Source organism: Streptomyces sp. ATexAB-D23, from assembly GCF_000373645.1.
Taxonomy (GTDB): Bacteria; Actinomycetota; Actinomycetes; order Streptomycetales; family Streptomycetaceae; genus Streptomyces; species Streptomyces castrisilvae.
The window spans coordinates 16,278-31,229 of record NZ_KB892057.1 but is presented as its reverse complement, the minus strand read 5'-3'; the positions used below and the strand labels follow the sequence as shown (position 1 = coordinate 31,229).

Sequence of the window (14,952 nt, the reverse complement as noted above, 5' to 3'; positions counted from 1 at the left end):
AGTACCGGCCCGGCCCTGCCTGATGGCTCGCGCACAGCCCGGACGGGCATCATGGCTCCTCGTACGGCGAACAGGACGGGTGAGACAGGTCATGACGGGTTCCAGCGGCACACGTCCGGCGGCGTTCGCGGTGTGGGCGCTGAGCAGGGCGCTGCTGCTGCTCTGGGTGAGCAAGGTGATCGTCCCGCCGGGGCTCGACGTGACGAGTGACGTGTCGGTGATCTACCACGGCTGGTACGACGTGCTGCGCTCGGGCACCTATCCGCAGTCCGACGTCACCTGGCAGTACCCGCCGGTGGCGGCCCTGGCGATCCTCTCCCCCGCCCTGCTGCCGTTCCTGGACTACGCCACGGCCTTCTACGTCCTGGCGTTCCTGTGCGACGCGCTGGTCATGGGGCTGCTCCTGCGCGCGAGCAGCGGCGCGGGCCGGCGGCAGGCCGGTGTGTGGGTGTGGGTGGCGGGGGTGCCGCTGCTCGGCACGACGGCGTACGCCCGGTACGACGTGATGGTGACGGCGGTGGCGGTGGCGGCGCTGCTGGCCGGGCTGCGCCGTCCCCGGGTACTGGGGGCGCTGGCGGCGTTCGGGGCGCTGCTGAAGGTGTGGCCCGCGCTGCTGCTCGCGGGGACGGCCCGGGGGCGGCAGACCCGGCTGGCGTGGGCGACGGCGGCCGGGGTGGCGGCCGGGCTGCTGGCGCTGTGCGCGGCGGCGGCTCCGGGGTCGCTGGCGTTCCTGGGCTTCCAGCGCGACCGGGGCACCGAGGTCGAGTCGCTGGGGGCGCTGTACTTCCATGTGGCCCGGCAGTTCGGCTGGGAGGGCCGGGTGGAGCTGCACTACGGCTCGCTGGAGTTCCTGGGCCCGCACGTGGGTCTGGTGAGCACACTGGCGCTGGGGCTGAGCCTGGCCGCGTTCGGCTGGCTGCTGGTGTGGCGGCTGCGGGCGCGCGCGTTCGGGCCGAGTACGCCGGCGGACGCGGCGTTCACCGCGGTGCTGCTGTTCACGACGACGAGCCGGGTGATCAGCCCGCAGTACATGCTGTGGCTGGTCGGGCTCGCCGCGGTCTGCCTGGTGCTGCGCGAGAGCCGGATGGGGTGGCCCGCCGTCCTGGTGGTGGTGGCCACGGGCGTCACGCAGCTGGAGTTCCCGGTCGGCTTCGTCCATGTGGTGACGAGCGACGCGACGGGCGTGACCCTGATGTTCCTGCGCAACGGGCTGCTGGTCGCCGCGTCCGTGCTCGCTGCCGTACGGCTGTGGCGGGACACCGTACGGGCCCCGGAGGCGGAGCCCGGTGTGCGGGAAGCGGGAGCCGCTGCCGCCCTCAGCCGAGGCGGTCCCGCAGATACACCCGCCAGCGTGCGGTGAAGTCCTGCGGGGTGGTGCCCAGCACCTCGTGCAGGGCCTCCTCCACCGCGCCGTCCCGCCCCTGGTGGGCGCCGACGGCCCGGTAGAACGCGAACAGCTTCGCCTCGCCCCAGTGGCCGGCGATCAGCTCGCAGGCCAGCCAGCCGCCCTCGTACGCCTTCGCCAGCCGGCCCGCCTCACCGGCGAAGGCGAAGTCCTCGTCCTCGGGCAGTGCGGCGGGCCCGTCGCCGGCCCGGACGGCGTCGGCCAGCTCCGGGGCGATCTCCTCGGCGGTGCGCTCCTGGTCGCGGTAGGCCGCCCAGTCCGCGAAGCCCTCGGAGAGCCAGGTCGGGGTGGCGGCCGAGGTCCGCTTCCGGGTGGCCACATGGGTGGTCTCGTGGGTGAGGACGACGCGCTGCCCGAAGTCGCCGAGCTGTGCGTACGCCTCCGGGTTGACGATCACCCGGTCGGCGGGCGCCTTCCCCGAGCCGCCGGTCTCGCCGGTGGTGACGGCCGCTATGCCCCGGTAGTTCGCGGCGGGCGACCCGAGCAGCTCGCCCATCTCCGTCACGCTGTCCGGCACCAGCACCACCACACGCCCGGCCCACCGCTCCGGCCAGGCGGCGGAGACGGCCGGGACCGCCTCGTCCGCGGTGGCGGCGATCCCGTCCAGCTCGTCCCGCGAGCGGCCGACGCCGAGCACCAGGCTGTGCGCCCCGCGCACCACCTCGATGTCGCCCTGCTCCCACAGCTGCCGGACTCCGCCGTCCGCGGCCCGGTCCGCGGTGACGTACCAGCGGCCGTCCCCGGGGTCGCGGGCCAGCTCCATGATCCGGTCGACGGAGACGGGAGCGCTGTCGTAGCCCCTGATCCGGTAGCCGAGCCGGACGTCGGCGGTGGCCCGGTCGCTCCCGTGCGCGGACAGGTCGGTCAGCTCGTACGTCCAGGAGCCGAGCGGTACGTCCGCGAGCCGGGCGATCTCGCGGCGCTGGGCGCTGCGCAGGGCGGTCGCGTCCGGGGCGACGACGGCGGCGTAGCCGGCCGCGTCGTGGTGCAGCACGGCGGCTGCGCGCCGGTCCAGGGTGGCGCGGATGCCGCGGGCGGTGGTGTCCGGCGCCTGGTCGGCCGGGGCGGAGCAGCCGGCCGCGCACAGCAGCGCGGCGAGCACGCCGCCCGCCGCCCGCCGCCGTCCGCCACGCGCCCGCTCCGCGGTGCGCACCTGATCCGCCACATGACGAGCGTAAGGGCTGTCCCGTGCGGTCAGACGCGGGTGACCGAGGAGACGGGCATCATGCCGACGGGGTCGTAGCGGACCGGGGCGCCGGGGTACGGGGCGTGGATGACCTGGCCGTTCCCGACGTACATGCCGATGTGGCCGGCGTCCGCGCGGTAGGCGACGAGGTCGCCGGGGCGGGCCTCGGACAGCGGCACCATGCGGCCGGCGTACCGCTGGGCCTGGGAGGTGCGCGGCAGGCTGACCCCGGCCTGGGCGTAGGCCCACTGCATCAGCCCGGAGCAGTCGAAGCCGGAGGGGCCGTTCGCGCCCCAGACGTACGGCCGGCCGAGCGCCCGGTGGACGGCGAGGACGGCGGCCGCCGCCCGTGAGGAGCCCGCGGGCAGACCGGTGACGGGCCCCTCGGTCATGTCCCGGCTGTCGCGCGAGGCCCGTTCGAAGGCGGCCCGCTCGGGGCCGGGCAGCGACTTCAGCACCTGCCGGGCCTGGAACAGCTTGCGTGCGACGGTCCGCTTGTGGCGGCTGACGGCTTCCCGGCCGCGCTCCAGCCCGGCGAGCGAGCGGGTGGCCTCGGCGCGGGTCTGGGCCAGTGCCCGCTGGGCCCTGCTCAGCTCGGCCAGGGCGGTGGCGCGCCGGGTGTCGGCCCGGCCGACGGCGGCGGCCCGGTCGAGGTAGCTGTCGGGGTCGGAGGTGAGCAGCAGGGCGAGCGAGGGGTCGATGCCGCCGGAACGGTACTGCGCCCTGGCCGCCGAGCCGAGTTCGTCCCGCATGCGGTTGATGCGCTCCTGGCCCCGGGCGGCGCGGTCCTGCGCCCGGCTCACCTCGCCGCGCAGCCGCGCCACGTCCTCGCCGGCCTTGTTGTACTGCTCGGTGGCGCGCTCGGCCTCCGTGTAGAGGCGGTCGACGCGGGCCCCGGCGGTCTGCGGGGTGTCCTGCGGCTCGGCGTTCGCGGTGGCCGCGCCGAGTGTCGCGGCGGCGGTCGCCGCGGCGGCCGTCAGGACGGTGACCCGGGCACCGAGGCCGGCACCGGGCTGTGTGGAACGGCGATGGGACCCCACAGGACGCCGCGCTCCCTTCCGCTGTACGCAGACGCGCGCGGCCCCTGCCGCCCGGACGGGCGGACCGACACACGGGAGCCGCACAGCAGGCAGACAGTAACCGTGTGATCACGGAGCGGACAAAGACACGCCGGTGCGGCGGGGAGCACACACAGTGACGCCCCGCCGGTGACCTGTGGTCTCCGGCGGGGCGGCCGTCAGTACGGGGCGCGGGAATTCGCCCGTTCGGGCGCGGTCAGATGCGCACCGCGCCGTAGATGCTGCCGATGGTGCTCATCGACTCGTAGCGGACGTACGCGCCGGGGTACGGGGCGTGCAGGACCTGGCCGTTGCCCGCGTAGAGGCCCACGTGCTCGTTGCCGTTGAAGAAGACCAGGTCGCCGGGGGCCAGCTGGCTGACCCCGATCCTGGTTCCCTGGTTGATCTGGGTGTAGGTGGTGCGGGTGATGTTGGCGCCGGCCTGTGCGTAGGCCCACATCGTCAGGCCCGAGCAGTCGAAGGAGTTGGGGCCGGTCGCCGTGGAGACATACGGCATGCCCAGCCGGGTGGCGGCGGCGTTGAGGGCGGCGGCGCCGAGACCGGAGGCGGGGGCCTCGTTGCCGAGCTCGACGCGGGTGCCGGCGTCACGGCTGGCGCGGGCCTCGTCCTCGCGGATCTTCTCGCGCTCGGCAGCGGTGAGGCTGTTGAGCAGCCGGCGCGCTTCGGCGAGCTTCGCCTGCTGCTTCTTCTTCTTCTCGCCGAGCGTCTTGCGGACGTCCGAGAGGTCGCTGAGCTTGTCCTGGGCCTCCTTGCGCTGCTGCGCGAGGGCCCGCTGCTTCTCCTGGACCTTGGACAGCGCCTCGGTCTGCTTGGCCGTCAGCTGGTCGAGCGCGGAGGCCTGGTCGAGGAAGCTGTCCGGGTCGGAGGAGAGGAAGAGCTGCACGGAGGGGTCGATGCCTCCGGAGCGGTACTGCGCGGCGGCGAGGGAGCCGAGGCCGGAGCGGAGCGAGTTGAGCTCCTGCTGACCGCGGGCCACCTTGTCCTGGAGCGCGCTGATCTGCTTCTCGAGCTTCTCCTGCTTCTCCTTGGCCCCGTTGTACTGCTCGGTGGCCGCCCCGGCCTCGTGGTAGAGCTTGTCGACCTTCGCCTTGACCTCGCTCTTGGTCGGCTTGGGGTCGGCGTGGGCGGCCTGGGAGGACAGGGCCACAGCCGCTGCCGCGGTCGCGGTGAGCACGGTCACACGAGTGCGGCTCGGCTGCTTGGGACGACGGTGGGACGCCACGAAGGCGAGCTCCTTCTTCCTGAGCCGCCTACCGGGCCAAATGGGGGGAGGTGAATCCCCGGCTCCGTGCACGTCACGGACTCGGCGGTTCCTTCGCCGTCACCCCGGATGGGTGATCGACCGTGCGAAGGTTCGAGGCCTGACCCTAGTGACCATCTTGTGATCAGTTCAAATCCTCACAGGCAAAATCTCGTCACACACGGCACTTCTTTACCCACACCCCACCGGGTGTAGCGGTGACTTGACGGTCCGTTCCCTAACCTCCGACAAGTCACCGCAAGGTGCGCTAAACCCGCGAAAGCCGCTTCAGGAGCAAGGCGGACGCAACGGGCCTGGCCCCCGCCTTCGCCACTCCGTCGGCCACCTCGCGGTCGGTGGAGACCACGACCACCGGCCGCCCGGACGGTTCCGCGCGCGCCAGTTGACGGATGAGCTCGTCGGCGGTGACACCCGGCTTGCTGAACAGCACCCGCACCCCGCGCGGCGGCGCGAGCAGCACCGGAGCGGCCAGTTCGGCCCCGTCGAACACACAGGTCATCTCGGCGCCCGTGCGCGCCGCCAGCACCGAAAGGCCGCCGAGCAGCCGCAGCCGCTGCTTCTCCAGCGGCATCTGCGGATAGCCGGTCTTGGTGACGTTGTAGCCGTCCACGATCATATGGGCCTGCGGCAGCGCGAGGAGCTGGTCGAGCAGCGCCGGATCGGTCTCCGAAAGCGCCCTGGCCGCGATGTCCTTGGGCGACATCCGGCCCGGCTCGACCGCGTCCACACTGTCCGCCGGCCGCATCGACGAGGGCGGCAGCGCCAGTTCGCGCCGCAGTCCGCCGGCCGCTTCGAGCACCGTGTCCAGCAGCAGCCGCAGCCGCATGTCCTCGACCGAGCGCCCCTCGCGGGCGGCCCGGCGGCTCGCCTCGACGGACGCCTCGGCCTCCCCGAGCCTCGCCCGCAGCCGCCGGGTCTCGCTCTCGGCCGCGGAGACCTGCGCGGCCGCCTCGGCGCGTACGGCATCGGTCTCGGCCCTGCCCCGGCGCAGCGCGGCCTCGCCGCGCTTGACCTCGCTGAGCGCGCTGCGCAGCTTGCGCTGGAGGGAGTCGGCCTCCTTGCGGGCCGCCTCCAGCTCGGCGCGGAGCCGTTCCGTCTCGCTCCTGGTCTGGGCCCTGGCCAGGGCGAGTTCCTCACGCAGCCGTTCCAGCTCGCGCCTGGTCTCCTCGTCGGCCCGCTCGGCGTCGGCCCGCTGGACCTCCTCGCCCGCCGCGGCGACCAGCTTCACCCAGCCGTCGGGCCGCAGCACATAGGCGGCCGCCGCCACGTCCACCGGGTCGGCTGCGGCGGGCGGCGCCCCGGCCTCCAGGGCGTCCGTCAGCTCCGGCTGGGCCTCCCGGAGCCGGTCGCCGATACGGCGGCGGAACACGGCGTCGCCCGCGACCGCGGCCGCCATCGCGTTCCCGGCGAACTTGGCACGCCGGGACGGCGTGAAGCGGGCGTACTGTCTCAGCTGGGTGGGCAGTTCGGTCACGGTGAGACCGCCGAACGCGTCCGAGACCAGCGCGACGACCCGGCGCCGTACCCCTTCGGGCAGCGGGCGGTCGAGCGCCTCCACGGCGTCGTCGGCCCCTTCGGCCGACGCGGCGCCGCCCGCGGGCTGCTCCACCATCCGTCACCTCATGTGTCTCCGCACGGCCCCGTCAGGAGTCGGCACCCGGCCTGTCAACCAGCTCGATCTGGTCCACTGCGTTGCACCAACGACAGCGCACCGACTCGATGGTCTCACTGACCACCTCGCGTTCCTCGACGCTCGACTCCCCGGCCAGGTCGAGATGGACGTACTCGACGACCTTGGACGAGCGCGTCACGTCGAATCGCGTGAGGTTTCCGCAGAGCGTGCAGCGCCAGCGGGTCGCGTCGGTCGGCTGGGGAACGGTCGTCATCGGTGCGTCCTCTTTCGTCGAGCCGTGAGCTGCCGGACAAGGGTCTCGCGGTGCGCCGTCGAACTGCGGATGTCCACCTGTCACCCTACGGCCTCGGCGCTTCCCTCCGGCACGGCGAGGCGGTCTGTCCGGTTCGCTCCGCTTGCGCCATGCTCTGTTCATGATCGATCGGCGGAGTGCGGCCGGCAGGCTCCTGCGCGCGGCCACTTCGGGCGGGCCGCCGGTGACGTACGCCCTCATCGCCCTGTGCTGCGCGGTGTTCGTCATCAGCCCGCTCTCCGGATTCGTCCCGGTGAGCGGCGGCGCGGACGCCCTGCTCGCCGCCCAGGCGGGGTACTTCGAACGGTGGGGCGTCATCCCGAGCGAACTGTGGGACGGCTCCGCACACGCCGTGCTGACCCCGTTCACCGCGCTCTTCGTCCACGGCAGCTGGCTGCACCTGCTCGGCAACATGCTGTTCCTGTACGTGTTCGGCGCGATGGCCGAGGAGCGCATGGGCCACACGGAGTTCGCCCTCTTCTACCTCGGCTGCGGCTATCTCGCCCTGCTCGCCTACGCGGCGGCGCACGCCACGTCCGACCAGACGCTCGTCGGCGCGTCGGGGGCGATCTCGGCGGTGCTGGGGGCGTTCCTCTACCTCTTCCCCCGCGCCCGGGTCACCAGCCTCTTCCCGTTCCTGCTCTTCCTGCCGCTGCGCTTCCCCGCCTGGATGGTGCTGATCTTCTGGTTCGTCCTCCAGTGGCTGGCCGCCGAGGGCGCGGGGAGCGGCCCGGGGGTGGCCTACCTGGCCCATGTGGTCGGCTTCGCCACGGGGTTCTTCTACGCCTGGGCGCGGTACGGACGTGCGGCCGGTGCCGCGTCGGGCAAGGTTTGCCCGTGAAGGAGCGGCGTCCGGCGGTTCCCGAGTTCCCGGCTTCGCTCGAACAGGGGAGGCCCCACTCCTCGGCGTGCCGGCCAAAAGCCCTCGTACCGGACGTACCCGGGCTCTCGTCCGGTGCGGCGCGAGTGCGTGCCGGGCGTCGCGACGGGGCGGACATTTCCTGGCGCGGCACTAGAGTGAAGGCTCCAGCCACGGCCACCGAGGGAGAAAGCCAGCCGTGATCACCGCGATCGTGCTCATCAAAACCAGCGTGGACCGGATTCCCGAGATCGCCGAGGCCATCGCCGCGCTGGACAGCGTCAGCGAGGTCTTCTCGGTCACCGGTACCTACGACCTGATCGCCATGGTCCGGGTGTCCAAGCACGACGATCTCGCCGAGGTCATCCCCGGCCGGATCAGCAAGATCCCCGGGGTCGAGGGAACCGACACCCACGTCGCCTTCCGTACGTACTCGCAGCACGACCTGGAGGCGGCCTTCTCCATCGGTCTGGACGCGTAAGGACGTACGCGCACACGCGGCTGCGGCCGGGTACGGGGCTCCGTACCCGGCCGCAGCCGCACGCGGACCCGTGTCAGACCTGGGCTGCGCCCCGGTCCGGGACGCAGCGGCCGTCCTCGGTGCGGTACTTCCAGCGGGCCCCGTCGCTCACCAGTTCCCGGACCGCCCGCAGGAACCGCTCGATGTGCTCGTCCGGCGTACCGGCGCCGAAGCTGACCCGGATGGCGTTGAGTGACCTCTCGCCCGGCTCGGCCTCCGGTGCCCCGCACTCGCCGGCCTCGCCCGGGTCGCTGCCGAGCAGGGTGCGCACGAGCGGGTGGGCGCAGAAGAGGCCGTCGCGCACCCCGATGCCGTACTCGGCGGACAGGGCCGCGGCGAAGTGGGAGCTGTTCCAGCCCTCCACCACGAACGAGATCACGCCGACCCGCGGGGCGTCGTCGCCGAACAGCGAGAGCACCTTGACCTCGGGGACCTCCGCGAGCCCGGTGAGCACCTCGCCGACGAGGTGCTGCTCACGGGCGACCAGCCGGTCGAAGCCTGCCTCGGTGAGCGCCTTGCAGGCGGAGGCGATGGAGTAGACGCCGATGACGTTGGGCGAACCGGCCTCGTGTCGGGCTGCGGTGGTGTGCCACTCGACGTCGACCCCGCCGTCCGCGCGCCGGGCGACCTTGCGGGAGGCGCCGCCGCCGGCGAGGTACGGCTCGGCGTCGCACAGCCAGTCGGAGCGGCCGGCCAGGACGCCCGAGCCGAACGGCGCGTACAGCTTGTGCCCGGAGAAGGCGACCCAGTCCACGTCCAGTTCGGCGATGTCGAGGGGGTGGTGCGGGGCGAGCTGGGCGGCGTCCAGGACGATCCTCGCGCCGTGGGCGTGCGCGGCGGCGGCCAGCTCCGCGACGGGCCACAGCTCGCCGGTGACGTTGGAGGCACCAGTCACGCAGACCAGGGCGGGGCCAATGGGGCCTCCCCTGCTCGAACCAAGCTGAGAGCTCGGGGAAGGCTCACGGTCGGCGAGGGCGCGCTCCAGGGTGGCGACGGCCTGGGCGGGGGTGCGCGGGGCGTTCAGGTACGTCACCCGGGCGTCGCGCCAGGGCAGCAGCGAGGCGTGGTGCTCGGTCTCGAAGACGAAGACCTGGCAGTCGGCGGGCAGCGCGGCGGCCAGCAGGTTCAGCGAATCGGTGGTCGACCGGGTGAAGACCACCTGGTCACCGGGGCGGCAGCCCAGGAACTCGGCCACCGTGGCACGGCTGCCCTCGAAGAGGTCCGTGGACAGCTGCGAGAGGTAACCGGCCCCGCGGTGGACGCTGCCGTAGTACGGGGCGTACGCGGCCACGTCGTCCCACACCCGCTTCAGCGCCGGGGCACTCGCGGCGTAGTCCAGCGCGGCGTACCCGACCTCTCCCCCGGTGACCAGCGGGACGAGGACATCCTCGCCCAGAACCGGCAGAGGCGCACAAAGGGACCGGTCGGCGGCAGCGGTGAAGACAGACATGACGAACTCCCGTTACAGGCAGGCGAATTCCGCGCGCCTGCGGATACGCGGCAGCACGGAGTGGAGAGAGGGGGGTACGCGGAACAGGGCCGAGGGCCCTGGGGCTTGTCCGGCGGATCTTCGTGGATCAGCCCGCGGCGTCTGGTGCGTGCTATCGGCGTGCGCCCGAATCGCCCTCGTACTGGACGTACTTGGGTGATTCGGGCGTGCGGCGAGAGTGCGTGCCAGGCGTCGCGGGCCCGCGAAGATCCGCCGGACAGGCCCTAACGCATTCGCTTGCTCACAAGAGGCTCCCTGAGGACCAAGGACCCCACGGGCGGACGTCACGCGACGTCAAGGGGTCCGCGCTTGCCGCAGACCTCGCTGCCTACGGCCTGGTCTTCACCCGGGGCACCCCGCCACGGACGGAGGGTTGCCGGACAGCGGGCCGGGGCCGTAGTCGCTGTCACTCATGACCTGCGCAGCATCCTGCCATATGTACGGGAACGCGCAAGGCGCGGTCCAGAATCCGGACCGCGCCATGCCGCACACCCATGCGCTCACGCGTTGCTGGCGACGACCCATCTCTCCAGCGCCCGCCCGGCCGCCCCCGAGTCGATGGACTCGGCGGCCCTCGCCATCCCGGCGCGGATCTGCTCGGTGAGCGTGCCCTCGCCCGGGTCCAGCGCGACCAGCGCGGCCGCCGAGTTGAGCAGGACGGCGTCCCGCACGGGGCCCGTCTCACCGGCCAGCAGCCGGCGGGCCACATCGGCGTTGTACGAGGCGTCGGCGCCGCGCAGCGCCTCCACCGGGACCAGTTCCAGGCCGACGTCGCGCGGGTCGAAGGACTCCTCGCGCACCGCGCCGTCCCAGGCCACCCACACCCGCGAGGTCGCGGTGGTGGTCAGCTCGTCCAGCCCGTCGTCCCCCCGGAAGACCAGGGCCGAGTTGCCGCGTTCGGCGAGGACACCGGCGACGATGGGGGCCATCCGCAGATCGGCGACCCCGATGGCCTGCGAGCGCACCCTGGCCGGATTGGTCAGCGGCCCGAGGATGTTGAAGGTGGTCGGCGCGCCCAGCTCCGCCCGCGCCTTGGCCGCGTGGCGCAGGGCCGGGTGGAACTTCACCGCGAAGCAGAAGGTGATGCCGGCCTCCTCGGCCACCTCCACCACCCGCCGCGGGGACAGCTCCAGGTTGACGCCGAGCTTCCCGAGGACGTCGGAGGAACCGCTGGCCGACGACGAGGCGCGGCTGCCGTGCTTGACGACCTTGGCGCCGGTCCCGGCCACGACGATCGCGGACATCGTGGAGATGTTGACGGTCTTGGCCATGTCGCCGCCGGTGCCGACGATGTCGACGGTCCGGCCGGGCACCTCGATGGTCGTGGCGTGCTGGTACATCGCGCGGACCAGGCCGGAGACCTCCGTGACCGTCTCGCCCTTGGCGCGCAGGGCCACCGCGAAACCGGCGATCTGCACGTCGGTCGCCTCGCCGCTCATGATGCGGTCCATCGCCCACGCGGTGGCGTCGGCGCTCAGGTCCTCGCCGCGCAGCAGCGGGGTCAGCACGCCGGGCCAGGAAGGGGCCGCCACGCTGTCGCCGCCGTCCGGGGTCACAACGTTCATGGTCCGCTCCTGGGGGTCCACAGCCGATAAAGGGATCGCGACCACCCTATCGAGCCCCACGGACGGCAAAGAGCCCCGTCCAGCGAATGGACGGGGCTCTCGCCGTGGCGATCAGAACGGGTGATCAGTGGTGGCCGTGGCCGCTGGTGATCTCCTTGTACTCCTCGGCGGTGGGCTTGGCGATCTGGTTGTCCTCGCCGTACAGGCTCTTGCTGAGCCTGGCCCGGACCTTCTGGAGCGTGGACACCTTGCGCTCCACGCCGTTCTCGTCGACCGTCGGGCCGATTTCGAGCGGCTTGTACTGCTCGTGCGCCGTGAGCTTGTGCAGGTGCTCGGGCGAGAGCGGCTCGTGGACCTCGACGAACTCACCGTGCGGCAGGCGCTTGATGAGCCCGGACTCGCGCCCGTGCAGCACCTTCTCCTTGTCGCGGCGCTGGAGGCCGAGGCAGATCCGCCGGGTGACGATGAACGCCAGGACGGGTCCGACGAAGAACGCGACGCGCACGAACCAGCTGATCGCGTTGAGCGACAGGTCGAAGTGCGTCGCCCAGATGTCGTTGCCGCCACCGATCAGCATGACGAAGTAGATCGTCACCCAGGCGACACCGAGCGCCGTCCGGGTCGGGGCGTTGCGCGGCTTGTCCAGGATGTGGTGCTCGCGCTTGTCCCCGGTGATCCAGGACTCGATGAACGGCCAGAGGGCCAGGAGACCGAGGATCAGACCGAACAGGACCAGCGGGATGAGCACACCCAGGACCAGCGTGTGGCCCCAGAGGTTGATCTCCCAGCCCGGCATCACACGGACGAAGCCCTCGGCGAAGCCCATGTACCAGTCCGGCTGGGCGCCCGTGGACACCTGGTCGGGACGGTACGGGCCGATGCCCCAGATCGGGTTGATCGTGGCGATGGCCGCGATGACCGAGATGAAGCCGAAGACCAGGAAGAAGAACCCGCCGGCCTTCGCCATGTACACCGGCAGCAGCGGCATGCCGACGACGTTCTTGTTGGTGCGTCCGGGACCCGCGAACTGCGTGTGCTTGTGGTAGAAGACCAGGATCAGGTGGCCGACCACGAGCCCGAGCATGATGCCCGGCAGCAGCAGGATGTGGATCGAGTAGAACCTCGCGATGATGTCGCCGCCGGGGAACTCCCCGCCGAACAGGAACATCGAGATGTACGTACCGACGACGGGCATCGACAGGATCGCGCCCTGGGTGAAGCGCACACCCGTGCCGGAGAGCAGGTCGTCCGGCAGCGAGTAACCGGTGAAGCCGGTGAACATGCCGAGGACGAACAGCAGGAAGCCGAACAGCCAGTTGATCTCGCGCGGCTTGCGGTACGCGCCGGTGAAGAACACCCGGAACATGTGCACGAACATGCCGGCCAGGAAGATGACCGCGGCCCAGTGGTGGATCTGCCGGACCAGCAGACCACCGCGGACGTCGAAGCTGATGTTCAGCGTCGAGGCGTACGCCTCGGACATCCGGATGCCCTGCATGGGCTCGTACGGGCCGTGGTAGACGACCTCGTTCATGCTCGGGTGGAAGAACAGCGTCAGGTACACACCCGTGAGGATGATGATGATGAAGCTGTAGAGGCAGATCTCACCGAGCATGAAGGACCAGTGGTCCGGGAAGATCTTGCGCATGTTGGCCTTGGCGAGGGAGTAGATCCCCAGCCGGCCGTCCGCCCAGTCGGCCACCCGCTCACCGGCGGGCGCCTTGCGATTGTCCGGCGCTGCCGCGCCGGGCGTGTTCGTGGTCGCAGTACTCATCCGCGCTCCCAGAATGCAGGACCGACGGGCTCTTCGAAGTCACCGAGCGCCTCGAGGTTGCCCTCGCTGTTCACGCCGATCCGCAGCTGCGGGAGGGCGTGACCGGCCGGACCGAAGATGACGCGGGCGCCGTCGGACAGGTCGAAGGTGGACTGGTGGCACGGGCAGAGCACATGGTGCGTCTGCTGCTCGTACAGGCTGATCGGGCAGCCCACGTGGGTGCAGATCTTCGAGAAGGCCACGATGCCCTCGTGGGCCCACTCGCGCTCGCGCTTGTCCTTGATGTCGTCCGGCTCGATGCGGATGATCATCAGCGCGGCCTTGGCGATCTGCGTCTGGAAGTCGTGCGCGTCCTCCTCCAGGCCCTCGGGCATGGCGAAGGTCAGCGAACCGACGACGACGTCCTCGGGACGCAGCGGCTCCATGGTGTTCATGTTGACCAGCTGCTTGCCCTTGGCCCACAGGGTGCTGCGGAGCTTCTTCTCCGGCAGCGGACCCAGGTCGCGCAGCAGCACCACGCCGGAGAGCGGCACCAGGGCCAGCGCGCCGAACATCGTGTTGCGGATCAGCTTGCGCCGGCCGAGAGCGGACTCCCGGGCGCCGTCCGCGAAGTCGGCCATGACCTTGGCCTTGACCTCGGGCGCCGCCTCGATGGGGTGCCGGTCGTCGGCGACCTCGACGTCGGACATCAGCGTGCGCGCCCAGTGGACGGCACCCGCGCCGATCAGGAAGAGCGCCAGGCCCAGGGTCAGACCCAGGGAGAAGTTGAGCGCGCTCACATGACCGAACGGGAAGATGAAGACGATCTTGTCGACCGGGAAGATGACGTAGGAGGCGATGAAGCCCACCGTCGCCAGCATGGACAACAGGAACATGGTCGCGACGACGCGCTCGGAGCGATCCGCGGCCCGCTCGTCGATGTCCTGGATGCGCGGCTGGTGTGCCGGCAGCCCGGGGTCGGCGAAGGGGTCGTGCGACTTGTCCACCGCGTCGTGCGCGGCGCCCTGCTCTTCCGGCAGGTTCTCTTCTGGAATCTCTTGGCTACTCATGACTTCTTGGCCTTAGCGGTGTGGGCCGCGACCCAAATGGCAACTGCGATCAGACCGCCCAGCCCGAAGATCCAGCCGAACAGACCCTCGCTGACCGGACCCAGACCTCCGAGGCTGAGGCCGCCGGGGCTCGCGGACTCGGAGCTGTTCACGGTCTTGATGTAGGCGATGATGTCCCGCTTCTGCTGATTGGGCATCGTCGAGTCCGGGAAGGACGGCATGCTCTGCGGGCCGGTCTGCATGGCCTCGTAGATGTGCTTCGGGTCCACCCCGTTGAGGTCGGGCGCGTACTTGCCGTTCGTCAGCGCGCCGCCCTTGCCGGTGAAGTTGTGGCACTGGGCGCAGTTGGTACGGAACAGGTCGCCACCCTTGGCGACGTCCGCACCTTCCGGGCTGACCTGGCTCTTGGTCGGAACGACCGGGCCGGCGCCGAGCGACGCGACGTAGGCCGCGAGCTGGTCGATCTCGGCCTGGCTGTAGATGACCTTCTTCTTCGGTACCTGGGCGCCCGGCTGCTGCGCGGGCATACGGCCCGTACCGACCTGGAAGTCCACGGCGGCGGAGCCCACGCCGACAAGCTGGGGCCCGTCGGTGGTGCCCTGACCGCCGGTTCCGTGGCAGCTGGCGCAACCGACGGAGTACAGCTTCTTGCCCTCGTCGATGGCGAGGGACTGGGCGGTGTCGTCGGCCTGTGCCTTACTCGCGGGCGCAAACGCGGCGTACAGCCCCCCGGTGGCCGCCAGCGCGAGGAGTAGTACGACGACCGCCGCCAACGGATGGCGTCGTCGTGCGGAGAGCTTTTTCACGGATTACCCCGGTGTCAGGATCTTCTGCGTCGAT

The 14,952-nt window shown here is 71.5% G+C and carries 13 protein-coding genes and 1 riboswitch; of the genes, 3 read left to right on the top strand and 10 right to left on the bottom strand.

Translation table 11 applies throughout. The features are described from left to right. Positions 1-91 precede the first annotated feature (91 nt). Positions 92-1,360 (top strand): glycosyltransferase family 87 protein, encoded by a 1,269-nt coding sequence (locus B082_RS0129930; RefSeq protein WP_018555477.1) that lies wholly within the window; start codon positions 92-94, stop codon positions 1,358-1,360. On the opposite strand, the gene B082_RS0129925 is transcribed toward B082_RS0129930, so the two are convergent. The 5 genes from B082_RS0129925 to B082_RS0129905 all read right to left on the bottom strand — a co-directional run bounded on the left by B082_RS0129925 (position 1,317) and on the right by B082_RS0129905 (position 6,817). Then, positions 1,317-2,570 (bottom strand): hypothetical protein, encoded by a 1,254-nt coding sequence (locus tag B082_RS0129925; protein ID WP_018555476.1) that lies wholly within the window; start codon positions 2,568-2,570, stop codon positions 1,317-1,319. The two genes, B082_RS0129930 and B082_RS0129925, sit on opposite strands and share 44 nt — an antisense overlap. A 29-nt stretch (positions 2,571-2,599) precedes the next feature. Further along, positions 2,600-3,631, bottom strand: a complete 1,032-nt coding sequence (locus tag B082_RS0129920) for a C40 family peptidase (protein ID WP_018555475.1) — start codon at positions 3,629-3,631, stop codon at positions 2,600-2,602. 235 nt (positions 3,632-3,866) lie between these two features. After that, the gene (locus B082_RS0129915) at positions 3,867-4,892 is read right to left on the bottom strand and encodes a C40 family peptidase (protein ID WP_026250340.1); all 1,026 of its coding nucleotides are present in this window, start codon (positions 4,890-4,892) and stop codon (positions 3,867-3,869) included. A gap of 286 nt (positions 4,893-5,178) precedes the next feature. Further along, positions 5,179-6,540 carry an NYN domain-containing protein gene (locus B082_RS0129910; RefSeq protein ID WP_026250339.1) on the bottom strand — a complete coding sequence of 454 codons (1,362 nt, stop codon included), beginning with the start codon at positions 6,538-6,540 and terminating at the stop codon, positions 5,179-5,181. Between the two features lie 34 nt (positions 6,541-6,574). Further along, complete coding sequence (locus tag B082_RS0129905; protein WP_018555472.1) at positions 6,575-6,817, bottom strand: hypothetical protein; 243 nt, start codon at positions 6,815-6,817, stop codon at positions 6,575-6,577. A gap of 160 nt (positions 6,818-6,977) precedes the next feature. Here B082_RS0129905 and B082_RS0129900 point away from each other — a divergent pair, with 160 nt between their 5' ends. After that, positions 6,978-7,697 carry a rhomboid family intramembrane serine protease gene (locus B082_RS0129900; RefSeq protein WP_018555471.1) on the top strand — a complete coding sequence of 240 codons (720 nt, stop codon included), beginning with the start codon at positions 6,978-6,980 and terminating at the stop codon, positions 7,695-7,697. 217 nt (positions 7,698-7,914) lie between these two features. Further along, positions 7,915-8,196 carry an Lrp/AsnC family transcriptional regulator gene (locus B082_RS0129895; protein ID WP_018555470.1) on the top strand — a complete coding sequence of 94 codons (282 nt, stop codon included), beginning with the start codon at positions 7,915-7,917 and terminating at the stop codon, positions 8,194-8,196. 73 nt (positions 8,197-8,269) lie between these two features. On the opposite strand, the gene B082_RS0129890 is transcribed toward B082_RS0129895, so the two are convergent. The 5 genes from B082_RS0129890 to B082_RS0129870 all read right to left on the bottom strand — a co-directional run bounded on the left by B082_RS0129890 (position 8,270) and on the right by B082_RS0129870 (position 14,918). After that, positions 8,270-9,685 (bottom strand): aminotransferase class V-fold PLP-dependent enzyme, encoded by a 1,416-nt coding sequence (locus tag B082_RS0129890; RefSeq protein ID WP_018555469.1) that lies wholly within the window; start codon positions 9,683-9,685, stop codon positions 8,270-8,272. Positions 9,686-10,024: 339 nt separating this feature from the next. Continuing rightward, positions 10,025-10,142, bottom strand: a riboswitch (SAM riboswitch). Between the two features lie 82 nt (positions 10,143-10,224). Next, positions 10,225-11,289 (bottom strand): anthranilate phosphoribosyltransferase, encoded by a 1,065-nt coding sequence (gene trpD, locus B082_RS0129885; protein WP_018555468.1) that lies wholly within the window; start codon positions 11,287-11,289, stop codon positions 10,225-10,227. 124 nt (positions 11,290-11,413) lie between these two features. Then, positions 11,414-13,063: a cytochrome b gene (locus B082_RS0129880; protein WP_026250338.1), complete on the bottom strand. Its 1,650-nt coding sequence runs from the start codon at positions 13,061-13,063 to the stop codon at positions 11,414-11,416. Continuing rightward, on the bottom strand, positions 13,060-14,112 hold the full coding sequence (locus B082_RS0129875) for a ubiquinol-cytochrome c reductase iron-sulfur subunit (protein ID WP_037711228.1): 1,053 nt from the start codon (positions 14,110-14,112) through the stop codon (positions 13,060-13,062). Before B082_RS0129875 ends, B082_RS0129880 begins: the two co-directional genes overlap by 4 nt. Further along, complete coding sequence (locus tag B082_RS0129870; RefSeq protein WP_026250336.1) at positions 14,109-14,918, bottom strand: c-type cytochrome; 810 nt, start codon at positions 14,916-14,918, stop codon at positions 14,109-14,111. The genes B082_RS0129875 and B082_RS0129870 overlap by 4 nt, the downstream gene beginning before the upstream one ends. Between the last annotated feature and the right edge of the window lie 34 nt (positions 14,919-14,952).